Origin of the sequence: Methylobacterium soli (assembly GCF_008806385.1) — a bacterium.
GTDB lineage: Bacteria > Pseudomonadota > Alphaproteobacteria > Rhizobiales > Beijerinckiaceae > Methylobacterium > Methylobacterium soli.
The window spans coordinates 59161-82674 of record NZ_VZZK01000011.1; the positions used below are offsets into that span (position 1 = coordinate 59161).

Genomic DNA, 23514 nt, shown 5'->3' on the forward strand with positions numbered 1-23514 from the left:
CGCTAGGACGTCGGCCATGGAACCACTCGTCCGCTTCGCCCCCTCGCCCACGGGCTACCTGCATATCGGCAACGCCCGTCCGGCGCTCCTCAACGCCCTGTTCGCGCGGGCGCGGGGCGGGCGCTTCCTCTTGCGCCTCGACGACACCGACCGGGAGCGCTCGACCGAGGCCTACGCGGCTGCGGTCGAGGAGGACCTCGCCTGGCTCGGCATCGTGCCGGACCTGCGCGCGCGGCAATCCGACCGGGTCGCGACCTATGACGCCGCGGCCGAGCGCCTGCGCGCCCTCGGTCGGCTCTATGCCTGCTACGAGACCCCGGAGGAGCTCGACCGGCGGCGCAAGCGCCAGCTCGGCCGCGGGCTGCCGCCGATCTATGACCGCGCCGCCCTCGCCCTCACGGCGGAGGAGCGCGCCGCCTACGAGGCGGAGGGCCGCCGGCCGCATTGGCGGTTCAAGCTCGACCACCGCACCGTCACCTGGGACGACCTCGTGCGCGGCCAGGCGCATATCGACTGCGCCTCCCTGTCCGACCCGGTCCTGATCCGGGCCGACGGCACCTACCTCTACACCCTGCCCTCCGTGGTCGACGATGCCGAGATGGGCGTCACGCACATCATCCGCGGCGAGGACCACGTCACCAATACGGGCGTGCAGGTGCAGATCTTCGAGGCGCTCGGCCGGCCGGTGCCGGTCTTCGGGCACCACAATCTCCTGACCACCGCGGATGGCGAGGGCCTGTCGAAGCGCCTCGGCCACCTGTCGCTGCGCGGCCTGCGCGAGGCCGGCTACGAGCCCGCCGCCGTGCGCTCGCTGGCGGTGCTGACGGGATCGGCGGAATCGGTGCGCCCCGTCGCCTCCCTCGACGAACTCGCGGGCCTCGTCGACCTTGCGCATATCTCGCGCGCCCCCGCGAAGTTCGATCCGCACGATCTCGACGCGCTGAACGGGCGCCTCGTCCACGAGATGCCCTTCGGTGAGGCCCGCGCGCGCCTCCTCGCCCTCGGCATTCCGGAGGACTACGCCGAGCCGTTCTGGGGCGCGGTCCGGGCCAATCTCCAGAAGGTCCGGGAGGCCCGCGACTGGTGGGTCGTGGTCGCCGGCCCGGTGATTCCGGCGCTCACGGACGCGGCTCTGATCGCCGCCGCCGCCGAGACCCTGCCGCCCGAACCCTGGGGCCCGGAGACCTGGAAGGCCTGGACCGGCGCGATCCGCGAGCGCACGGGCGCCAAGGGCAAGGCCCTGTTCATGCCCCTGCGCCTCGCCCTCACGGGGCTCGACCACGGGCCGGACCTCGCGGGTCTGCTGCCGCTCATCGGGCGCGCGCGCGTTGCCCGCCGTCTCGCCGGCGAGACGGCGTGAGGCCGGCGCCTTCCGTCCTGCCCCCTCGCCCCGCGATCGTCCGGATGCGGGCCGGTTACGTCGTCCTGAGCGGCGCGAGGCGCGCGAGGCGGATCGCGATCGCCAGGGCGATGCCGTAGAGGCCGCCGACGAAGACCACGACGCCGGTCCAGCCCGAATGGGCGAAGAACCAGCCGCCGGCCGTGCCGAGGATCGAGGAGCCGAGGTAATAGAGGCAGAGATAGATCGACGAGGCCTGGGCGCGGTCGCGCAGGGCCCGGCGCCCGATCCAGCTCGACGCCACCGAATGGGCCCCGAAGAAGCCCACCGTCACGACCACGATCCCGGCGATGATGACCCAGAGGTTCTGCGACAAGGTCATGAGGATGCCGACGAGCCCGACCGTGATGGCGAGCCAGAGCACCTTGCGGCGCCCGAGCCGGCTCGCGATCTCGCCGGTGAGGGCGGAGCTCGCGGTGCCGGCGAGATAGACGACGAAGATCGCCCCGATGGCGCTCTGGCTCAGGGAGAAGGGCGGATCCAGCAGGCGGAAGCCGATGTAATTGTAGATGCAGACGAAGCCGCCCATCAGCAGGAAGGCCTCGGAAAAGAGCCAGGGCAGGCCGGGATCGCGGAAATGCTGGCCGAAGGTGGCCGGAACCGCGCGCCAGGCGAGATCGCTGCGCACGAAGCGCCGCGAGGGCGGCAGCGCCCGCCAGAAGGCGATGGCGGCCAACAGAGCCAGGACCCCGATGGTGCCGAGCCCGAGCCGCCAGGAGCCGTGATCGGCGATGACGCCGGCGATCAGGCGCCCGACCATGCCCCCGAGCGCATTGCCGCCGATGAGGAGCCCCATCGACAGGCCGATGGAGCGCCCGTGCATCTCCTCGCTGAGATACGCCATGGCGACCGCCGGCAATCCGCTCGCGGTGAGCCCCGTGAGGGCGCGCAGGACCAGGAAGCCGTGCCAGCTCGGCACCAGGGCGGCCACGATGGTGAGGAGCGCCGAGGCGAAGAGCGAGGCGGTCATCACGGGCTTGCGGCCCCAGACCTCCGAGAGCGGGCTGACGACCAGCAGCGCGATCGCCAGCATGGCGCAGGGCAGCGACAGCGCGAGGCTGCTCTCGGCCGGCGAGACCCCGAAATCCTCCGCATAGACCGGCAGCAGGGGCTGCACCCCGTAGAGCACCGCGAAGGTGGAGAAACCGGCCGCCGCCAGCGCGATCGTGGTCCGGCGAAAGACCGGCGTCCCGGCCTCGATCAACCGGGCGCTCGCCTCGTCCATGCTCATGCTGCTCCCGCATTCCGCGCGCCGGCCCCGAGCGTGTTGGGCCCGGTCGCCGGCGCCGTCAACCGGAAGTCGCCGTGGCCGCAGGGCAGCGGCGCAACCCTGTCACGCGCGTGGCCCTCCCCGCGGCGCCTGCCCGGCGCCGCGGGGGCCCGCCCGCTCAGCGCGGCGGCGGGGCCGCCTCGGCCTGGCCCTGCTGGATCAGGGGCGTGATGCGCCGGACCGTGACGCGCCGGTTCTCCCGCGCGGCGTTCTGCGTGTTCACCTTCAGGTACTGCTCGCCATAGCCCTGCGTCGTCAGGTTCTCGGGCGGCACCTGGAATTGCTGGGTCAGCACGGTCGCGACCGATTGCGCCCGGCGGTCCGAGAGGGACAGGTTGTCGATATCGGCCCCGACCGCGTCTGTGTAGCCCTCGATCAGGAACACCTCCTGCGGGTTGGCGCGGATCGCCTGGTTGATCGCGGCCGCGATGGTGGAAAGCCGCGCCGCCTGATCCGGCGTCACCGTGAAGGAGCCCGATTCGAAGTTGATCGTGTCGATGTCGACGCTGCGCATGCGGGCCCGCAATTGCGGGCTGTAGCGGACCTGATCGAGCGTGTAGCGCCGCTCGATCGGAACCACCGGAGGCGCCGACAGGGCCTCGTAGACGCTGCGCTCGTCCGCCCGGTCGTACTCCACGACGTAGCGCTCGCGCGGGATGCGGATATCGGGCGGCGGCAGGGCGACCACGTCGTCGTAGATCGGGCGCGGCCGGCCGCCAGAGGCGTTGTCGATCAGCACCACCTCGCGCCCGTCGCGGAAGCGGCGCGAGCGGCGCAGCAGCCGCCCGTCATCGTCCACCACGGTGACGATGACCTCGCCGCCGGGGCGCTGCAGGTAGGTGACGGTGTCGGCGCCCCGGCGCTCGCTGCGATAGGCGCCCCGGTCGAGATCGCGGAAGCGCTCGTTCTCGTCGTGGCGGATGAAGTAGCCGTCGCGGTCGCGCACGATGATGCGGCCGGGCTCGCGGATATAGGTGCGCCCGTCCTCATTGTACTCGCGCCGGTCCCGCCGGATCCGCTCGTAATCCCGAATATTGTCGTCGTCATCGCGAAAGCCGCCCGGAACGTAGCCGGGGCGGCCGGGCGTGTTGAAGCCGCCTGCATCGCGCGGGCCGCGCTCGTCCCGGCCGCCGCGCTCGTCGGTCCGCCCGGCCGGCAAGCCGCCGGCCCCGGGCGGGGCGGCCTCCGGCGCCGGGACGGGCTGGCCGGGAACGCCCGGACGGGCATTCGGGGCGGCGCCCGGTGCGCTCCTGAGATTGCCGCCGGCGCCCGGAGGCGCGGCATCGGGCTGGACCGGACGGCCCGGAACGCCCGGCGCCGCGTTCGGGGCCTGGACGGGACGACCGGGCACGCCGGGTGCCGCGTTGGGAGCCAGGCCGGGCGCGGTGTTGGGTGGCGCGGCGCCGGGACGCGGCGCGTCGGAACTCGGCGCATCCGGGCGCGGCGCTCCGGCATCCGGCCGGACCGGGCGACCGGGAATTCCTGGCGCGGCGTTGGGCGCCGTGCGTTCGGCGGGGGCGCCGCGCGGCTCGGGCGCACGCTGCGGCTCGGGCGCACGCTGCGGCTCGGGGGCGGCCTGCGGCGCGGGTGCACGCTGGGGCGTCGGCGCCGGGCGCTGGGCCGGCGAGGTGTCGCTGCCCGGCGCGCGCCGCTCGGGCGCGGCGGTATCGCGGCGCTCCTGTCCCGGCGCCTCGCGCCGATCGGGCGCGGCCCGCTCGGGGGTGGCGGGCCGTTCGGGGTTGCGGTCGCGGGCGGCCGGGCGCTCGTCGGGGTCTCGCCGGTCCGGACGCGCGGCGGGGGCGCGGTCCTCGCGCGGCTCCGGACGCTCTTGCCGCTCTTGCCGCGGCGCGGGCCGTTCGGGCGCACGCTCCGGGCGCGCCTCCGGCGCGCGGTCCTGGCGCGTCTCGGGCGCGCGTTCCGGGCGCGCTGCCGGCCGTTCCTCGCGGCGCTCCGGGGCCGCACGCTCCGGGCGCGGCTCGGGCCGGGCCGCGGGCGGGGCGGCGCGCTCGGATGCCGGGCCCCGTTCCGGGGCCGGCCGTTCCGGGGCCGCGCGCTCCGGGGCCGCCCGCTCCGGGCGTGCCCCGCGCGGGCCGTCGCCGCCGCCGCGCGGGCCCTCGCCGCCGCCGCGTGGACCTTCGCCACCACCACGCGGGCCCTCGCCGCCGGGGCCGCCCTGCGCCAAGAGGAGGGTGCCAGTGGCCATGTCCGCGGGGCGCGACAGGGTCGGGCCCGAGAGAAGCAGGCCGGGCAGCACGGTGCCGGTCAGGAGCAGCAGGCGGGTTGTCCGCATCAGGTCATGTCTCGCGTTCTGGGTCGGGGCGATCCCAACAGGATCGGGCCGATATGGTTCCAAAACGCCGGAGGTCAAATCGAGACGCGGACGATGCTGTGGCGCGACCTGGCTTTATTCACCGAGCTGCGTGCGAGAATTTCGGAGAGAGCCTGGACGTCCGTCGGCTCTACAATCCGGGCTTGCGGAGCATCTCCGGGCATGAACCGGCGCGGGCATCCCGCCCCGGTTCAGGGCGTCGCGGTGACGGGGCCCGGGAGGGTCGGGAGCTTCGGCACCGCGATCACGTTGGGGGCGATGATCCGGATCGCGGGCCGCTCGTCCTTGGCACCCGCGATGGCGGCGTCGGGGCTCAAGGGGGGCGCCTCCCCGGCGCGGCCGGCGGCATCCGCCGCGAGGCTGGCGGCGGTCTTGTCGGCGCGTCCCACGAGGGTCAGGCGCACCTTCGGGCGAGACAGGGCCTCGGCCTGCATCGGGGTCACGAAGATGTCGCCCTTGTGCCGGACCAGCATGCTCTCGGCCTTGACCAGGGATTGGGCCCAGCTCTGCCCCTCGCGCTTGCAGGAGCAGTTCGGCACGAAGGTCTTCTGGAACTTGAAGGCGTTGGCCAGCGAGGCGTAGGAGCGGCTGCCCTTGAGGGTGGCGGCCGATTTCAGCGCGTCGTCGCCCCGGGGCATCGAGTAGGCGGCGGCCTCGGCGCCCGGGCAGAGGGCCTGGCACAATTCGTTGGCGCCCTCGCGCCCGTCGGGCAGGTTGTTCATCGGGAAATAGGCGCCGTCGCAGGTGCGCACGCAGATTACCTGAGACCCGCCGCGGGCATATTGGTCGGGGGTGCCGTCGGCGTTCTTCGGCTGGTCGGCGCAGGCGCTCGTCACCGCGGCCTGGAGCTGGCGGCGGCGCGCGGCGGCGACCTCGCCGTTCTCGGCCCCGTAGCCGGCATTGAGCGCGCGGATGCGCTGCTCGACGGCGCCGCATTGCGGCGGGCGGGTGTCGAAGAACAGGAACTTGCCGCCCTCGCAATTGAGGGTGCGGTAATAGGCTTCGAGCCGGGCGATCTCGCCCTGGAGCGCGCGGGCGACGCTCGCCCCGTCGCTCACATTGGCGAGCTCGGCGCGGTAGCGCTGGCAGGCGGAATTCGCCATCGCCTGCACCGCCCCGGCGCCCATGAGGGCGACGAGAGCGAGGGCAAGCACCCGGACGAGCCGATATGTCTGCGAACGGATCAGCGGCATGGCTTTCGAGGCAACGGGCTGGAAGCTTGGCAGTTCCGGGCCGGCCGCGAACGGTCCGGAACGGCACGAACTTAACTTTTTTAAACCCCCTCGCTCCCGGGCGACAGCCCCACTACATGCGCGGCAGCTGTGTTGCGGGGAATGATCGGATGATGTGGCTTCGGGGTCTCACAGGCGGCCGGGAGATGGCGCGCGCGGCCTTCCTGCTGGGGGCCGCGCTCGCGGCGCTCCCGGGCGCGGCGGCGGCGCAGGAGCCCGACCGCATCTTCGACAAATCGACGGTGTGGCGGCCGCTGACGCCCAACGACAAGCTCGTGGTCTACGGGATCGACGATCCGATCGTCGGGGGCGTCGCCTGCCACTACACCCAGCCCGAGAAGGGCGGCATCAAGGGCACCCTCGGCCTGGCCGAGGACGTCTCCGACATCTCGCTCGCCTGCCGGCAGGTCGGCCCGGTGCAGTTCAAGGGCAAGTTCGGGCAGGGCGAGGTCGTGTTCAGCGAGCGGCGCTCACTGATCTTCAAGTCGATGCAGATCGTGCGCGGCTGTGACGCCAAGCGCAACACGCTGATCTACATGGTCTATTCGGACAAGGTGATCCAGGGCTCGCCCAAGAACTCGACCTCGACGGTGCCGTTGATGCCCTGGGGCACCGAGGCTCCGCCGAAATGCGCCGACTTCCTCAAGGGCTGATCCGGGCGCAAACCTAGTCGCGGCAGGTGATTCGGATCGGGCGCTCGTCGAGCTTCGGGGCCGGGGCGGCCTCGATGGCGCCGGTATACTCGTCGGCCGCCGCGATGCCGTAGGAGCCGGCCGAGGCGAATCCTTGCGATTCGCACCAGGCATTGGCGACGACCTGGCCGCACTCGCTCTTGCCGTCGCTGAGGCAGTCGCCGACGCCGTAGCCCTCGCTCGAGGGGATCAAAAAGGTCTTCTCGACCTGGGCTGGGGCGTGCGCCGGGGTCTCTCCGTCCGGGCCCGCGAGGGCCGTGTGCGCCAGGGAGGAGATCAGGACTGCGCTGAACAGGGCGCCGAGGCCGAGAGCCGAGCGTCGCATGAAAAATTCCTCGTCACGGGGAAGTCCGGTTGGGCCGAAGTTCCGACGGGTGGGTAAACAAAAGCTTTAGACGGTCGTCCGTTTTCGGCGCGATCGGCGGGGCCTTCGCCCGCCGTCGTTCTCGAAATGCTCACCGTTTTGGGTTAGCGCAGGTCAGCCGCCGGGGCCGTCGCCTTCGCGCAACACGGCCGGGAGACCCGTCGGCGGCGTCAGGGACGAGAGTTGGTTTCATGGCCCCGTTGTTGCGGCTCTACAACACGCTGACCCGCGAGAAGGCGCCCTTCGCGCCGATCGATCCGTCGAACGTGCGCCTCTATGCCTGCGGGCCGACGGTCTACGACGCCGCCCATATCGGCAATGCCCGGCCGATCATCGTGTTCGACCTGCTGTTCCGGCTGCTGCGCCAGCTCTACGGCGCGGACCACGTCACCTATGCCCGCAACGTCACGGACGTGGACGACAAGATCAACGCCCGGGCGGCCGAGCGCGGCATCTCGATCCGCGAGCTCACCGACGGGACCCTCCGGGCCTTCCACGACGACATCCGGGCGCTCGGCGTGCTGATGCCCGAGGACGTCAACAGTCCGGGCGCCCCCCCGCGCTTCATCGAGCCCCGCGCCACCGACCACATCTTGGAGATGGTCGCCCTGATCGAGCGTCTGGTGGCCAACGGCCACGCCTACGTGGCGGAGGGGCACGTGCTGTTCGACGTGCCGGCGATGCGAGATTACGGCGCGCTCTCGAAGCGGCCCCTCGACGAGATGGAGGCCGGCGCCCGCGTCGAGGTCGCGCCCTACAAGCGCTCGCCCCTCGACTTCGTCCTGTGGAAGCCCTCCAAGCCCGGCGAGCCGTCCTGGCCCTCCCCCGCGGGCATCCCCGTCCCGGGGCGCCCGGGCTGGCACATCGAGTGCTCGGCGATGTCGTGGAAGCATCTCGGCGAGACCTTCGACATCCACGCGGGCGGCATCGACCTGATCTTTCCCCACCACGAGAACGAGGTGGCGCAGTCGCGCTGCTGCTTCGGCACGCCCGTGATGGCCAATGTCTGGCTGCATAACGGCTTCCTCCAGGTGGAGGGGGAGAAGATGTCGAAATCGCTCGGCAACTTCGTCACCATCCGGGAGGTCCTGAATGACTGGCCGGGCGAGGTGGCGCGGCTCGCGATGCTGCGTACCCATTACCGCCAGCCGATCGACTGGACCCTGCGGAGCCTCGAGGAGGCGAGCCGGACCCTCGACCGCTGGTATGCCGCCATCGGCGACATGCCGGGCGGCGGGGAGGTGCCGGAGGCGGTCCTCGAACCCCTCCTCGACGACCTCAACACCGCGGCGGCGCTCGCAGAGCTGCACCGGCTCGACGACCCGGCCCGGCTGAAGGCCGGCGCCGGCCTGTTCGGCCTCCTCGCGCGGACGCGTTCCGAGCGGGACGCCGCCACGGTCGCGGCCTCGGGCGTCGATGTCGGGGCGATCGAGGGGCTGATCGCGGCGCGCCGCGCGGCGCGGGCCGCCAAGGACTGGGCGGAATCCGACCGCGTCCGCGACGCGCTCGCGGCGATGGGCGTCACCGTGAAGGACAACAAGGACGGGACGACGAGCTGGAGCGTGGCGGGCTAGGATCGCGCCCCGCCGCTCGGGCCCGAAGCCCCCCAAGTGGGGCGCGGTCGACCTCCGGGACGGGCCGAGCCCATCCCGGAGGTGCCGGTCTCACTCCGCCGCGTCGAGGCGCGGGCGCTCGATCTCGGCCTGCTCGCGCTTGACGAGCTCCGCCGTCAGGAAGGCCACTTCCAGCGCCTGCTCCGCGTTGAGGCGCGGGTCGCAATAGGTGTGGTAGCGGTCCTGCAGGTCGTCCGCCGTGAGCGCGCGGGCGCCGCCGGTGCATTCGGTGACGTCCTTCCCGGTCATCTCGAGATGCAGGCCGCCCGCCACCGTGCCTTCCGACCGGTGGATGTCGAAGAAGCTCTCGATCTCCTGCATCACGCGCTCGAACGGGCGCGTCTTGTAGCGCCCCGCCGCGACGGTGTTGCCGTGCATCGGGTCGCAGGCCCACACGACGGAGCGCCCCTCGCGCTCCACCACCCGGATCAGATTCGGCAGGTGATCCCCGACCTTGTCGGCGCCGAAGCGGCAGATCAGGGTCAGGCGGCCGGCCTCATCCTCGGGGTTCAGCGCGTCGATGAGGCGGATCAGCCCCTCGGCGGTCATCGAGGGCCCGCATTTCAAGCCGATCGGGTTCTTGATGCCCCGGGCGTACTCGATATGCGCGTGGTCGGCCTGGCGCGTGCGGTCGCCCACCCAGAGCATGTGCCCGGAGGTGGCGTACCAGTCGCCGCTCGTCGAATCGACGCGGGTCAGCGCCTCCTCGTAGCCAAGCAGCAGGGCCTCGTGGCTGGTGTAGAAATCGGTGGTGCGGACCTCCTGGTGCGTCTCGGGATTGATCCCGATGGCGCGCATGAAGTTCAGCGCCTCCGTCATCCGCTCGGCGCAATCGGCGTAGCGCGAGGATTGCGGCGAATCCTTCACGAAGCCGAGCATCCAGCGGTGCGAGTTCTCGAGATTCGCGTAGCCGCCCTGCGCGAAGGCGCGCAGCAGGTTCAGCGTCGCGGCCGATTGCCGGTAGGCTTCGAGCTGGCGGCGCGGATCGGGGATGCGGGCCTCGTCCGTGAAGGTCAGCCCGTTGACGATGTCGCCGCGGTAGCTCGGCAGCGAGACCCCGTCCATCGTCTCGGTGGGCGAGGAGCGCGGCTTGGCGAACTGCCCCGCGATGCGGCCGACCTTCACCACGGGCGAGCCGCCCGCGAAGGTGAGGACCAGCGCCATCTGCAGGAAGACGCGGAAGAAATCCCGGATGTTGTCGGCGGAATGCTCGTCGAAGCTCTCGGCGCAATCGCCGCCCTGGAGAAGGAACGCCTCGCCGGCCGCGACCTTGGCGAGGCTCTTCTTCAGCTTGCGCGCCTCGCCTGCAAAAACGAGGGGCGGAAACGAGGCGAGCTGCGACTCGACCGCTTCGAGCGCGGCGGTGTCCGGATACTGGGGCACCTGCTGGATCGGCAGGTTCCGCCACGTCTTCGGTGTCCAACGCTCACCCATGACCAACTCCCGTACACCTCTCGGCGGGCTTCGCGCGGGAGATCCCGCGCGGAAAGCGCGGCTTATACGGGGGATTGCGCGCGGATGCGAGGGGTTATCAGGTTACGGCGCGCAGGGCCGCTATCGCGGCGCGATATGGCTTCGCGGCCTTGTCACCGCCGTCCTAGTGCTGTTCCCGATCGCGTTGCAACGGGATTGTCGGCCGCGCCTGTGCCGAAGCGGGCGCGGATCCCCTCTCCCGTGCGGGAGAGGGACAGGGTGAGGGTCGAGACCTTTCAGAACGAGGTGCGCCCGATCGGCGCCCAGCCGGCGATACGACCGCATGCTCCATCCTGAAGGCGCTCATCCCTCACCCCAACCCTCTCCCGCACGGGAGAGGGGGCCGGTCGTGGCACCGGCGCCCATTCCGACACCCCGTCCCGCATCGCTGCCGATGGCGCGCCCCCCACCTCTCCCGTCCGGGAGTGGTCGAATCCGCGATAGCGGAACGGGTGAGGGGTGCGACTTCTCCGGACAGCGCGCACCCCTCACCCCAACCCTCTCCCGCACGGGAGAGGGGGGCCGTCGCGCCGAACCGGACCGGGGCTGCCTATTTTTCAGCCCGTTGCAACGCGATCGGGCGCGGCTCTAGCGCCGCTGTTCTGGCTCGGCGAACCCGGTGCGGCTCGGCAAGCCCCGGATTCCGGGACTTCAGCCCGTCTCCCCGTCCTCGACCTCGATCCCGTGCTCGGCCAGGATCCAGAAGATGGCTTCGAGATCCTCCGCCGAGACGTCGCGCGGCGGCAGGGCCTCTTCCAGATCCTCGTAGGTGAGGCAGCGGCTACTCTGCGCCTCGGCCTTGGCGAGGAGCTGGTCGATGGCGCGGCGAATGTCGGCCGCGAGGGCGTCGTGGCTCGGCAGGCGGTAGCTGTAGGCCGGACGCAGGGCGTCGGCCAGCATCCCGTCGATGATCGCCTGCCGCTTCGCGTGCGCTTCGTCTCGCTTGCCCATGCGCCTGATATGGCTCGGCGGCGCCCGCCGTCGAGACCCCTCTTCGCCGCTCTCCGCCGCCCCGGCTCAGCCCACCGCGACCGGGTGCTTCGTCACCGCCGGCACCCGCATGGTGACGAGTTCCTCGCTCGCGGTCGGGTGGACCGCGATGGTCCGGTCGAAATCCGCCTTCGTCGCGCCCATCGTCACGGCGATGCCCACCGCCTGGATGATCTCGCCGGCATCGTGCCCGACGATGTGCACGCCGACCACCTTGTCGCTCGCGCAATCGACGATGACCTTCATGAGGACGCGCTCCTGGCGCCCCGACAGCGTCGCCTTCATCGGGCGGAAGCTAGCCTTGTAGACCTCGATCCGGCCGAAGATCGCCCGGGCCACGTCCTCGTTATGGCCGACGACGCCGATCTCGGGCGTCGAGAACACCGCGGTCGGAATCAGGCGGTGGTCGACGCAGGACGGCGTGTTGCCGAACACCGTGTCGGCGAAGGCATGGCCCTCCCGAATCGCGATGGGGGTGAGGTTCGCCCGGTTCGTGACGTCGCCGACCGCGTAGATCGACGCCACCGTCGTGCGCGAATAGGCGTCGACCGGGATCGCCCCGACCTGATCCGTCTCGATGCCGACCCGGTCGAGGCCGAGCCCCGCCACGTTCGGGCGCCGGCCCGTCGCCACCAGGACCTGATCGGCCACGATCTCGGAGCCGTCGTCGAGCCGCGCCGCGATCGCGCCCGCGCGCCGCTCCAGGCTCTGCACGGTGCGGCCGAGCCGAAGGTCCATCCGCTCCGCATAGGCCGTGCCGAGGGCGTCCCGCACCTCGTCGTCGAAGCCGCGCAGCAGCCGGTCTCCCCGATGCAGCAGGGTCGTTTGGCTGCCGAGCGCCGCGAAGACGCCCGCGAACTCCACCGCGATATAGCCGCCGCCGACCACCAGGATGCGCTCGGGCCGGGTTTCGAGCTCGAACACCTCGTTCGACGTGATGGCGAGCTCCGCGCCCGGAATCACCGGCTCCTTCACCGGCGAGGCGCCGACCGCGATCAGGATGACGCGGGCGCGGACCCGCTCGCCCGTGCCGAGGACGCGCACCGTGTGGGCATCCTCGATCACCGCCCGCTGGGGCACGATCTCGACGCCGGACCGCATCAGGTTGATGTCGTAGATGCCCTCCAGCCGGGCCACCTCGGCGTCGCGGCGGGCCTTGAGCACCGACCAGTCGAACCGGGGCTCCGCGACGCTCCAGCCGAAACCCGCCGCATCCGCGAACTCGTCGGCGAAACGCCCGGCATAGACCATCAGCTTCTTCGGCACGCAGCCGCGGATCACGCAGGTGCCCCCGACCCGGTACTCCTCGGCAAGCTTCACCCGCGCCCCGTAGCCCGCCGCGATCCGGGCGGCCCGCACGCCGCCCGACCCGCCGCCGATGACGAACAGGTCGACGTCGAAGGGTCGGTTATCGTGCGAATCGTTCATGAATTGTTCCGTTCAGAATACACGTTGCGCGGGAGGAGACCCTGCCGCAGCCAGGAGATGGCGACCCCGAGCCCGGCCGTCCACCACGCCTGCCAAGCCCCGTGCTCGACGAAGGCCACGGCGGCGGCGGCCGCAACCAGCGCGAGTGCCGTCGCGCGCGGACCCGGCGGCAACGCAACCAAGGCGCGCAGCATCAGCATCAGGACCAGTCCTGCGAGAACCGCGCCGACGATGCCAAGTTCTACCCAGACTTGCAAAAAGCTGTTGTGCGGATGCCCGACCGCCAGCATGGCCCGCAGCTCGGGCTCGACCTCAGCCGCCGCCGGCGCCTCCGCGAAGCGCGCGGAGACGCCGTAGCCGGCCCCCCGCCAGGGATCGGCCGCGACCGCCGCCCCGAAGCTGCGCGCGATGGCGACCCGCGCCCGCGACGAGGATTGAACCAGCCGCTCATGCGCCGCCTCGGGCATGACCTGCCGCAGGAGATCGCCCTCGATCGGGGCGAGCGCCACGGCGAGCCCGAGCCCGAGCCCGGCGAGGCCGATGCCCCAGCGCGCGGGGAGAAGCCGGCTGAAGCCGAACATCGCGGCACCGGCGAGGAGCCCCATGGCGGCGGCGCCACTCACCGAGCGGAGGATGCCGGCCGCCGCGAGTGCCAGGGTGATCGCGGCGAGGAGCCGCCGCCCCCGCCCGATCAGCACGAGGGCGAGGGGCCCGGCGATGAGAAGGTTCGTCAGGGCCGGGCGGTTGAAGACGAACTCGGCGACCCGCTGTCCCAGGGCCCTCTGCACCGGCAGCCCGGTCGAGAGACCCACGATGATGAGGAGAGAGGCGGCCACCAAGGAGGCGGCCGCGAGGGGCGCGGCGAAGGCCGGGAGGCGACCCGGCGCGAGACGCGCCAGGATGTAGGCGGCGACGAGCGTCGGCAGGAACTCGCGGGCGCTGCGGGCGGAGGCCTCCGGGAACGGCGTCCAGGCGAAGGAGACGCAGCACCAGGCGAGGAAGGCGAGGGCCGTAAGCCCCAGCGGCTTGCGCAACGGCGACAGCAGCAGCAGGCGGGCTTCCGCCCGATCCTCCGCGAGGGCGGCCGCCAGAAACAGCAGAGCCGCGAGCCCGACGAGGAGCGGACTCGACCGGTTTGCCAGGGCCATGACGAAAGGCACGAGGGCCAGCACCGTCGCGCCGGCTGCCGCGAAGCGGCCTGACAGTGTCACGGAGCGGCGACCTGCGGTTGCGTGCTGCGCCCGTCACTGCATCTGGTGGCCGCGCTTGCCCATCTCGGCCCGGACCCGCACCATCACGTATTCCGAGACGTCCTGCGTCCAGGTCTGCATCGCCTGCACCATCTCGTCGAGAACCTGCGGCTGCGTCTCGACATAGCGCTTGCCCGCGGGCGAGCGGAAGAAGGTGGCGATCTCCTGAAGCTCGGCCTCGCTCATCTTCACCGCGTAGATGCGCGCGGCGGTGTCGATCATGCGCTGCTTCTGCAACTCCATCTCGGGCTCAAGGGCAACCAGGACCTCGTTGAGATCCTTGGTCATTTCGGGCCGCGTCAGCGCCTGCTGGCGGATCTGCTCGCCGAAGGCCGGGATGATAGAATCGAACGAGCGGGCGATGCCGGAATTCAGCATCACCTCGCGCGCCAGCGCGAGATGGCTCGGGGTGATCGCGGGCGCGACCGGCGCGGCTGCGGCGGCCTTGGGCGCCGGCTTCTGCGCGGGGGGCTTGGTCTGCGCGGCGACGACCTGCGGCAGCGCGACGAGAAGACCGGCCAGGACGGCGGCGGTGAGGCGGCGGGACATGGCGGCGTGCTCCGGACAACGTTGTTCGAGGAAGCGGGGACGGCGCGGTGGCGCGAAACCCTGCGCACCGGCATGGGGAAAATTCGGTGATCCGGGGGCGGAGGCGCCGGCGGCGCCCGCCGGATGGCCTGCCATCAGAGGCTGCCGAGCACGGTGACCTCGGCCGTGCCGCCGCGATCTGCAGCCAGGATCGCCGCGGATGCAAGCCCCAGGAACAGGCCGTGCTCCACGACGCCGGGCACCGACCAGAGCGCGCGGGACAGCGCCTCAGGGTCCGGGATCCGGCCCAGTTGCGCGTCCAGGATGTGATGACCGCCGTCCGTTGTGAGCGGCGCGCCCGCCGCCGTGCGGCGCAGGGTCAGGGGGCCTGCACAACCGGAAATCGTGATCGCGGCCTCGACGGCCCGTTGCGTCGCGCGCAGGCCGAAGGCGTTCACCTCGATCGGCAACGGGAAGGCGCCGAGCGTCTCCACGTGCTTGGCCGCATCGGCGATCACCACCATGCGCCGGCTCGCGAAGGCGACGATCTTCTCCCGCAGGAGCGCGGCGCCGCCGCCCTTGATCAGCCGAAGCCCCGCATCGACCTCGTCCGCGCCGTCGATGGTCAGGTCGAGTTCCGGCACCTCATCGAGGGTCGCGAGCCGGATCCCGGCGCGGGTGGCGGCCGCGTGCGTCGCCTCGGAGGTCGGGACGCCGACGATCTCAAGGCCGGCCCGGACCCGCTCGCCGAGCAATTCGATGAAGGCGTTGGCCGTGGACCCGGTCCCGATGCCGAGGCGCATCCCGGGCGTGACGAGGTCCAGCGCCCGCGCGGCGGCGGCGCGGCGCAGATCGGGTCCGCTCATCGGCAGGCTCCGGGACGGGCGTGAACGGCATGAGAGGTGGCGACGGACATGACGACGGCGGCCCGGATCCTCAGGGATGGTGCGCCGTCGCCCTAGCACGGCTCCGCGCCCCGGTGGAAGGCGGGGCGCCGATGCGGGCGGCTCAGGGGCGCCCCCCCTGCGGGGGCGTGGCGCTCGGCCCCGCCCGCCCGGGGGCCGCGCCGGTGGCGGGCGCATCCCCGGTTCCGGCCGTGGCGGGGTTGGCCTGCGGCGTGCAGACTACAACCTCCTCCTTCACCTGAACGTAGCAGATGCTCATTTCGCCGGTCCGGAAATTCACCCGGAACACACCCGCCTCACGTGTATGGCGCGAGGCGACGAGCCCGTATTCGGACGGGGTCTGGGCGCCCGCCCCCTCCCCCGCGCCGAAGCAGAGGGTCAGGCCGATGCCCCCGCCCTCGCGCAACCCATACTGGCAGGAGGTCACTTCCCCCGTTGCCTTGTCCACGCGATAAACCCGATTCAAATCCACCTGAGGCGCCGGCACAAACTCGTAGGAAGCCGCGATCGCCGAAGGCATCGCGGCAATTCCGGCAGCGATGAAAAACGCAGTTCGCATGTAAGGTCTCAAGTGCGAGGGTGACATCTTGGCAGCGTGATCTCGTGCGAGCCTGCGTCATATAGGAGCTTGATCGCAGGTGCAGCCGAGAATCGGTCGATTGGCAGGCTCAAAGGCACCGCGTCGCTGTTTCGCGCGATGTGGTGCATGTGAGTTGCCGGATTCGAGCCGATCTCCGCCACAGAGCCGGCTTGACCCTCCGAATGTGTAACGCCGACGAATTTTTAAAGGAAAACTATGCCGAAACTTCCGCCAATCGCCGTCTTCGACCTGGACGGAACACTTGCAGAGACCGCCGGGGATCTTATCGGAACTTTGAACGTGCTCCTGCGTCGTGAGCAAATGCCATCCTTGCAGCTGGAGGAAGCTCGCGATCTGATTGGAGCGGGCGCCAAAGCGCTGATCCAGCGTGGTTTTTCCGCAGCAGGTGCACCGCTTTCGGCGGCCCGATCGGAGCAACTTTTTGGCGATTTCCTCGAATATTACGGGCAGCACCTGTGCGACCATACTTATCTCTACGAAGGTTTGCTTCCGGCACTCGACAAGCTTGAAGAAAGCGGATTCATACTAGCAGTTTGCACGAATAAGCATGAAGCTCACGCGGTCGCTCTACTCGAGAAGCTCGCCATCGCCGGCCGATTCGCGGCAATCTGCGGACGAGCGACGTTTCCCTATTTCAAGCCCGATCCGCGCCACATCACGCTCACGATCGAACGCGCCAAGGGCGATCCGTCACGGGCAGTCATGGTCGGCGATTCCCGCGCCGACGTGGATGCTGCGAAGGCTGCAGGAATCCCAGTCATCGGGGTGACGTTCGGTTATACCGACACGCCCATCGAGCAGCTCGATCCAGATCGCGTCATCTCTCATTTCGACGACCTCGTCAGCGCCGTCGACATTCTCGTGCCGCACGAGCGCGCCCGGGTGGCCTCTTGAGCCCTCGGTGGTCCTCAAGCGTAATCTTCGAGGGGCTTCACCTCTCCTCGGCGTAGAACCGTATAGAGAAACGGTACAAACAGAAGGGTCGATGGCGTTCCGAATGCGATACCGCCCATGACGGCGCGCGCCAGGGCCGCATTCTGCTCGCCGCCCTCCCCAGTGCCGAGCGCCATTGGGATCAGGCCGAGAAACATCGCGCCAGCCGTCATGAGGACCGGTCGCAGGCGAGTTTCTCCTGCGAGCAAGGCCGCCTCAACAGCGCTGCATCCCGTCGACTCTCGATGCTCTTTCGCGAACGTGACGAGCAGGATTGAGTTGGCCGAGGCAATTCCCACCGACATGATTGCGCCGAACAGTGACGGGATCGAGAACGTCGTTCCGGTTACGAACAGGCTGGCTATGATTCCGCAGAAGGCCAGCGGGAGGGCAGCCAGCACCACGAATGGATCGCCCCAACTCTGGTAATTTACAGCCATCAGGAGATACACAGCGATCAGCGCAATGCTCAATCCGACGCCAAGACGAAAAAATGCGGAGTCCATATTCTCGATTTGCCCGCGGATCGTGATGGTGTCAGGGGCAGATAAAGCCTTCTGTTCGTCCGCGATGATGCCGCGAATCTCACGTGCGACCGACCCAAGATCCGAATCTTGTACTGCAGCATAAATATTGAAAGTCGGTGTCGTGTTAACGTGGGATATCACCGTCTGCGCGCTCTCACGCCGGATGCTTGATACGCTGGATAGCAATGTCAACACACCCGGTTGATCTGATGCACCTTGAACGAGGAGTGGCGTGTTCTGCAATGCAGTCAGTGATGCGTTCCGGTACTCTGGAGTCTGGACCCATAGCTGGTAAGGAATTCCGGTTTTAGGGTCCGTCCAGAAATTTGGTGTTACTTGGAATGATCCAGACAATGACACGTTCAGTCCCTGCGCCACCTGTTGTTGCGTAAGCCCCAATTCGGATGCGAGCCGTCGGTCGACATCCACGAAGAATTGAGGCGTTCCGACAATCTGATGAAGGTGGACGTCGACCGCACCACCACTTTCCCGAAGGCGCCGAACAATATTCTGAGCAACAGCGAGATCCTTGTCGCGGTTGCGGCCGGATACTTGCACATCGATCTGAGCAAGTGTGCCAAAATTCAAAATCTGCGTAATAATATCGGATGGTTGGAAATAGATCACGAGATCAGGAAAGCGTTCCCTCAATATTTCGCGCAGTTGCTTCGTGTAGGTGGCCACCGAGCTATGACCATTCTTGAGATTAATCAGCATCTGCCCATCATTATAGGCCACGAAAGAGCCGTCAGAAAAAGCAAAATTATAATTATTTGATGGCAGCCCGATATTGTTGAGAATTTGGTCAACTTCTCTCTCCGGGATAACCTCACGAACGGTCCTTTCGACCTCCGCAAAGATTTGCTGCGCTGTCTCGATTCGCATTCCGGGCCGGGTGCGGAGATGAAGGGTCATCTGGCTCGAAGCGACCTGCGGAAAATAATCTTGGCCGACTAATGTTAAGAGCGCAGTGCTGCCTATGAAGATTACGGCGACAAACGACAACGTCGCGAAGCGGCGCCTTATGACAACATGCAGCAACCCAAGATAGCTACGGTGGAAACGTGCAAAGCCTGCCTCGAAGGCGTTGCGGAATCGGCGTGCAGGCGAAAACATGAGTCTTTTGGCCGTGGCCAAAGGACTGGTGCGGCGACCAAGCTCCGCTTTCTCTGCTTCGGGATCATGATGCGCGGCATACTCACGCGCAACCAATACATCGATGAGGACAGGTACGAGCGTCCGCGAAAGAACATATGAGGTCAGCATCGCGAAAACGACCGCTAGAGCTTGCGGCGTGAAAAGATATTTTGGCGTGTCGGTGAGGGCGAACACTGATACAAAGGCTGCGCAGATAGACAACGTCGAAATCAATGCGGGCTTGGCAATTCCAGCTGCACCCTCAACGACGGATTTGCGAAACGGCTCTCCCTCTTCGAACAATCGGTAGGTGTTCTCGATCGCCACAGTCGCGTCGTCCACGAGAATTCCGACAGCGAGAGCAAGGCCGCCGAGTGTCATCACGTTGATGGTTTCCCCGAGTGCAGCAAGCACTGACAAGGATGTGAGGATTGAGAGCGGGATCGAGATCAGGACGACGATCGTCGAACGCCACGAGCCGAGGAACAGTAGGATCGTCAGGCCCGTCAAGGCCGCAGCGATGATGGCCTCGTGGATGACGCCCTCGATCGCGGACGAGACAAAGACGGACTGGTCGAACAGCGGCTTCAAGGTCATTCCGTCAGGAGCGGCAGCACGGATGTCGGGCAGCGCTTTTCTGACATTGTTGACCACATCGAGCGTCGAAGCGGTGCCATTCTTGAAGACGCGCATGAGCACCGAGTCGAGGCCGTCGGCGCGCACGATATTGACCTGAGGCGGTCCGCCGTCCCGGACATAGGCAACATCGCGAACGAGCACAGGCTGTCCGGCGACGACCTTGATCGGGATCTCATTCAGCGATTCGATTGCTTCCGGCGTCGCATTGAGACGAATGGGGTATTGCTGCTCCCCGATTTTCGCCAACCCTGACGGAACCGTAAGGTTCTGAGCCGTCATGGCGTTTGTCACATCAAGGGGGGTCAATCCGAGCGCCTGCAGGGCGTGCAGATCGAGATCGACCATGATCTGGCGCGGGGCGCCTCCGAACGGCGACGGCAGCGTCGAACCTGGGACCTGCACCAGACGTTGGCGGATGCGGTACTGCGCGTAGTCGTAGACTTTAGTCAGGCTATCCTTGGTTGAAGCGAGGGAAAGCTGGATGACGGGAACCGAGGAGGCCGAGAAACGAAGAATAATGGGCGGTTGGACACCAGGCGGCATGGTCGCTCGTATGGAATTAGTCGACGAGACAACTTGCGCAATGGCAAGATCGATGCTGACGCTCTGATCAAAATAGATCTTCATCACCGACGTGCCCTGGAGGCTCGTCGATTCCATTCGGGAAATATTATTGACGTTGTTCGAGATTCCGAACTCACTGTAGGTCGTGATCCGGCGCTCCATCTCGGGAGCCGATAATCCGTTATAGGTCCAGACAACCACGACCACCGGAATGTCGACCGTCGGCAGTACGTCCTTCGGTGCTACGATGACAGCTGCCGTGCCGCCGAGCATCATCAGGACGGCGAGCACGTAGATCGTGATCCGATACTTCAGCGCATACTGAACGAGGCCCATGGCGTCTCCGGGATGCTGGTAGCCGGGGCTCTCCCGGCTCCGTTATCCAGCGTCGCACCGAACGCGCCAATTGTTTCGCTACCGTGTCAATCCGCCGTTCCGGAGAGCGATGTGTGGTCGCAGATCTTAGCGCCGATACCGGTTTCCTGCCGCTTCTCATGGCGGACAGCGCATCGGAGCGGGGTCACTCCAGAAGCGCAGCCTTATCGACCTTCAAGGCACGCGCAATCTCATCGAGCACCTTGTGCTCGATTTCGCTGATACCGCCGAAGTCCGCCACATCCGCCGCGATCAGGAACACGTCCTGGCGTTGCGTCAACGGGCGATCCACGATCGCCTCGACAAGCCGAATGTTTTCGATTCGGCCTGCACGGGTCTTTGCCCGCGCGATGCCCTCATAGAGTGCTTGCTCGATCCGGAGCGTATCATACGATTTCTCGAGGATCGGGTTCGCTCGCATGCCCGTGATAGCCGACTCGATCTCCTCCTCGTCGATTTCGCCATCGGCAAGCGTCACGTTTGCGGCCGCCGAGACCGCCGCCTCAAGAAAGACCGCATCGCCGGCGTACGACATGATCGTCCGACCAAACCGTAGGATCGCGTTCTGGAAGATGCTCATTCCGGCCTCCCGCTGCGCTGAGTGGCGAGATTTCGGTCCGCAAAGTCAAGCTCTGTCCTCAAACGATCGGCTCGTGCCCTGGCCAATCCCGTTCGAGATGCGCCGCAACGATCGCTGGATCGGTGCCGACCGCCTCGACCGCTGCCTGGACTTGCTCAACCGGCACCATGAAGCGCCGAGCCCAGTATGCACGCTCCCATGGCTCCGCCACGTTCACGACCTTCGGTTCCGGAGTGGTGGTTTCCTCATTCGCCATCGGTAAACCTCGAACATTTGCCTCACAGAGAGCGGAAATCTGCTCTGATGGGCTTAGATCGGGAACGTTTGAAGCCGAGAGAGGATGCCACTCAACGCCGTATTTCCGCGAGAGCTTACGCGTCAGCAGCAGCGAAAGCCATTGCGGTTTCCTACACCGAAGCGCGCATTCTCCCGGTTGCGGAAGAACTCGCGTTCCGTCATCGGTTCCTGATCGGGGTGGGTCTTGCGGATATGTGCCGCATAAACTTGGTAATCGCCCTGCCCCACCATCAGGCGTGCGCCGTCGCAGACGCATTTCGAGAAGGTCTTCCAACGCTCGCGAAGATCCTGCGACGACGCGCCCACTGCCTTCACTCCGCCGGCACGGCCGCGGCGTCCGTCTCGAGTGCCGTCCAGCGATCGGCCCTGAATGCACGGATGGCGGACAGGATGCCAAAGGCCGCAATGGCCACGACAAGCCCGATAAAGAGACCGGCCAGGACCGCATCGACGCGGTCGTTGAATACGATCTGGCTCATCTGATCGATCGTCTTGGCCGGTGCCAGGATCTTACCTTCTGCCAATGCCGTACCGTACCGGTCAGCATGGGAGAGGAAGCCAATTCTCGGATCGGCGGAAAAGATCTTCTGCCAGCCAGCAGTCAACGTGCAAATGCAGAGCCACAGCGTCGGCAAGATCGTCACGAACGCGTAGCGCTCGCGCTTCATCTTGAAGATCACCACGGTGCAGAGCGTCAGGGCGACGGCGGCGAGCATCTGGTTTGAGATGCCGAAGAGTGGCCACAAGGTGTTGATACCACCGAGCGGGTCGGTGACACCCTGATAGAGGAAGTAGCCCCAAGCGGTGACGCAGAGAGCCGTGGCGAGGATGCTCGGAACCCAGGCCGTGGTCTTCTTGAAGGATGGTACCGCGAGGCCGATCAGATCCTGGATCATGAAGCGGCAGGCACGGGTACCGGCATCCACGGCCGTGAGGATGAACAGCGCTTCGAAGAGGATGGCGAAGTGGTACCAGAACGCCATCATCGCCTTTCCGCCGATGGCGCTTGAGATGATATGTGCCATGCCGACAGCAAGCGTCGGGGCACCGCCGGCGCGGGAGATGATGGTTGTCTCACCAACATCCTTGGCAGCTTCGGAGATCGTCTCCGGTGTCACCGTGAAGCCGAGCTTGGTCACGGCAGCCGCCGCGGTCTCCGGCGTGGTACCCACCAGGGCCGCCGGAGAGTTCATCGTGAAGTAGACGCCAGGGTCGATCACGCAGGCGGAGACCAGGGCCATGACGGCGACGAAGCTCTCCATGAGCATTCCGCCGTAGCCGATGAAGCGGGCATCGGCCTCGCTCGCGATCAGCTTCGGAGTCGTGCCGGACGAGATCAGCGCGTGGAAGCCTGACACAGCCCCGCAGGCGATGGTGATGAAGAGGAAGGGAAAGAGCTGGCCCGACCAAACTGGACCGGTCCCGTCCACGAATTTCGTGACGGCGGGCATCTGCATGTGGGGAGCCACGACCGCGATGCCGAGCGCGAGGCCGATGATCGTCCCGATCTTCAGGAAGGTCGAGAGGTAATCGCGCGGTGCGAGGAGCAGCCAGACGGGGAGGATCGAGGCGATGAACCCGTAGCCGATCAGCATCCAGCAGAGCTGTGTGCCCGTGAAGGTGAAGGCGGGCCCCCAGACCGGGTGATCGGCGACGCTGCCGCCATAAACGATGGCGAGCATGAGGAGGACGAAGCCGATGATCGAGACCTCGCCGATCTTCCCGGGCCTGATGTAGCGCGAGTAGACGCCCATCAGCAGCGCGATCGGGATCGTTGCCATCACCGTGAAGGTACCCCACGGGCTGCCCGTCAGAGCCTTCACCACGATAAGGGCCAGAACCGCGAGCAGGATGATCATGATCAGGAAGGTCCCGACCAACGCGATGATGCCGGGGATCGTGCCAAGCTCGGCGCGGATCAGCTCACCCAACGAGCGTCCGTCGCGGCGCATCGAGACGAACAGCACGATGAAATCCTGCACGGCACCGGCGAAGACGACGCCGGCGAGGATCCAAAGCAACCCTGGGAGATAGCCCATCTGTGCAGCGAGCACCGGGCCCACCAGGGGCCCTGCCCCCGCGATGGCCGCAAAATGGTGGCCGAAGAGAACGCTTTTGTTCGTGGGCACATAGTCTAAGCCGTCGTTGTGACGGACCGCCGGCGTGGGGCGCGCCGGATCAAGGCGCATCACCTTCTCGGCGATGAATAGCGAGTAGTACCGATACGCGATCAGGTAGACGCAGACCGCGGCCACCACGATCCAGAGTGCGTTGACGGCTTCTCCCCTCTCCGTCGCAACGATGGCCAATGCGGCGGCGCCGAGCGCTCCGACCAGGGCCCAAGGCCCATGTTTCTGAATCGTGTCCATGGACGTCCACTCCGTGGCC

At 67.8% G+C, this 23514-nt stretch carries 20 protein-coding genes; 4 read left to right on the top strand and 16 right to left on the bottom strand.

Going from position 1 to position 23514, the window contains the following annotated elements:
• Positions 1-16 precede the first annotated feature (16 nt).
• A complete protein-coding gene (gltX, locus tag F6X53_RS12715; protein ID WP_151000399.1) occupies positions 17-1360 on the top strand; it encodes a glutamate--tRNA ligase in 1344 nt (447 codons plus the stop codon).
• 55 nt (positions 1361-1415) lie between these two features.
• Here the strand turns inward: gltX and F6X53_RS12720 are convergent, their stop codons facing one another.
• The 3 genes from F6X53_RS12720 to F6X53_RS12730 all read right to left on the bottom strand — a co-directional run bounded on the left by F6X53_RS12720 (position 1416) and on the right by F6X53_RS12730 (position 6191).
• Entirely contained in the window at positions 1416-2624 is a 1209-nt protein-coding gene (locus F6X53_RS12720; RefSeq protein ID WP_151000503.1) for an MFS transporter, read from the bottom strand.
• 163 nt (positions 2625-2787) lie between these two features.
• The gene (locus F6X53_RS12725; protein WP_151000400.1) at positions 2788-4959 is read right to left on the bottom strand and encodes an OmpA family protein; all 2172 of its coding nucleotides are present in this window, start codon (positions 4957-4959) and stop codon (positions 2788-2790) included.
• A gap of 230 nt (positions 4960-5189) precedes the next feature.
• The gene (locus F6X53_RS12730; RefSeq protein ID WP_151000401.1) at positions 5190-6191 is read right to left on the bottom strand and encodes a DUF2865 domain-containing protein; all 1002 of its coding nucleotides are present in this window, start codon (positions 6189-6191) and stop codon (positions 5190-5192) included.
• Between the two features lie 185 nt (positions 6192-6376).
• Here F6X53_RS12730 and F6X53_RS12735 point away from each other — a divergent pair, with 185 nt between their 5' ends.
• Positions 6377-6883 (top strand): CreA family protein, encoded by a 507-nt coding sequence (locus F6X53_RS12735; protein WP_151000504.1) that lies wholly within the window; start codon positions 6377-6379, stop codon positions 6881-6883.
• A gap of 13 nt (positions 6884-6896) precedes the next feature.
• On the opposite strand, the gene F6X53_RS12740 is transcribed toward F6X53_RS12735, so the two are convergent.
• Positions 6897-7247 (bottom strand): hypothetical protein, encoded by a 351-nt coding sequence (locus F6X53_RS12740; protein ID WP_191970818.1) that lies wholly within the window; start codon positions 7245-7247, stop codon positions 6897-6899.
• A gap of 230 nt (positions 7248-7477) precedes the next feature.
• Between F6X53_RS12740 and cysS the strand changes: the two genes are divergently transcribed.
• The gene (cysS, locus tag F6X53_RS12745; protein WP_151000402.1) at positions 7478-8860 is read left to right on the top strand and encodes a cysteine--tRNA ligase; all 1383 of its coding nucleotides are present in this window, start codon (positions 7478-7480) and stop codon (positions 8858-8860) included.
• Between the two features lie 90 nt (positions 8861-8950).
• Here cysS and F6X53_RS12750 read toward each other — a convergent pair whose 3' ends face one another.
• From F6X53_RS12750 to F6X53_RS12780, 7 genes are all read right to left on the bottom strand, one after another.
• Positions 8951-10333, bottom strand: coding sequence for a class II 3-deoxy-7-phosphoheptulonate synthase (locus tag F6X53_RS12750; RefSeq protein ID WP_151000403.1), 1383 nt, complete (start codon positions 10331-10333; stop codon positions 8951-8953).
• 690 nt (positions 10334-11023) lie between these two features.
• Positions 11024-11323 (bottom strand): RNA polymerase sigma factor region1.1 domain-containing protein, encoded by a 300-nt coding sequence (locus tag F6X53_RS12755; protein ID WP_151000404.1) that lies wholly within the window; start codon positions 11321-11323, stop codon positions 11024-11026.
• A 66-nt stretch (positions 11324-11389) separates the two neighbouring features.
• Positions 11390-12790 (bottom strand): glutathione-disulfide reductase, encoded by a 1401-nt coding sequence (gene gor / locus F6X53_RS12760; protein ID WP_151000405.1) that lies wholly within the window; start codon positions 12788-12790, stop codon positions 11390-11392.
• Complete coding sequence (locus tag F6X53_RS12765; protein WP_151000506.1) at positions 12787-13938, bottom strand: O-antigen ligase family protein; 1152 nt, start codon at positions 13936-13938, stop codon at positions 12787-12789. Before F6X53_RS12765 ends, gor begins: the two co-directional genes overlap by 4 nt.
• 96 nt (positions 13939-14034) lie before the next feature.
• Positions 14035-14589, bottom strand: coding sequence for a DUF2059 domain-containing protein (locus F6X53_RS12770; RefSeq protein WP_151000406.1), 555 nt, complete (start codon positions 14587-14589; stop codon positions 14035-14037).
• A 134-nt stretch (positions 14590-14723) separates the two neighbouring features.
• A complete protein-coding gene (gene rpiA, locus F6X53_RS12775) occupies positions 14724-15434 on the bottom strand; it encodes a ribose-5-phosphate isomerase RpiA (protein ID WP_151000407.1) in 711 nt (236 codons plus the stop codon).
• Between the two features lie 142 nt (positions 15435-15576).
• The gene (locus F6X53_RS12780) at positions 15577-16032 is read right to left on the bottom strand and encodes a hypothetical protein (protein ID WP_151000408.1); all 456 of its coding nucleotides are present in this window, start codon (positions 16030-16032) and stop codon (positions 15577-15579) included.
• 237 nt (positions 16033-16269) lie between these two features.
• Between F6X53_RS12780 and F6X53_RS12785 the strand changes: the two genes are divergently transcribed.
• On the top strand, positions 16270-16968 hold the full coding sequence (locus F6X53_RS12785; protein ID WP_151000409.1) for an HAD family hydrolase: 699 nt from the start codon (positions 16270-16272) through the stop codon (positions 16966-16968).
• A gap of 14 nt (positions 16969-16982) precedes the next feature.
• On the opposite strand, the gene F6X53_RS12790 is transcribed toward F6X53_RS12785, so the two are convergent.
• The 5 genes from F6X53_RS12790 to F6X53_RS12810 all read right to left on the bottom strand — a co-directional run bounded on the left by F6X53_RS12790 (position 16983) and on the right by F6X53_RS12810 (position 23495).
• On the bottom strand, positions 16983-20210 hold the full coding sequence (locus F6X53_RS12790; protein ID WP_151000410.1) for an efflux RND transporter permease subunit: 3228 nt from the start codon (positions 20208-20210) through the stop codon (positions 16983-16985).
• Positions 20211-20394: 184 nt separating this feature from the next.
• Positions 20395-20829, bottom strand: coding sequence for a tellurite resistance TerB family protein (locus F6X53_RS12795; protein WP_151000411.1), 435 nt, complete (start codon positions 20827-20829; stop codon positions 20395-20397).
• 58 nt (positions 20830-20887) lie between these two features.
• Positions 20888-21085, bottom strand: a complete 198-nt coding sequence (locus F6X53_RS12800) for a DUF3606 domain-containing protein (RefSeq protein ID WP_151000412.1) — start codon at positions 21083-21085, stop codon at positions 20888-20890.
• Between the two features lie 122 nt (positions 21086-21207).
• Positions 21208-21432 carry a YbdD/YjiX family protein gene (locus F6X53_RS12805; RefSeq protein WP_151000413.1) on the bottom strand — a complete coding sequence of 75 codons (225 nt, stop codon included), beginning with the start codon at positions 21430-21432 and terminating at the stop codon, positions 21208-21210.
• Between the two features lie 5 nt (positions 21433-21437).
• Entirely contained in the window at positions 21438-23495 is a 2058-nt protein-coding gene (locus F6X53_RS12810; RefSeq protein ID WP_151000507.1) for a carbon starvation CstA family protein, read from the bottom strand.
• Between the last annotated feature and the right edge of the window lie 19 nt (positions 23496-23514).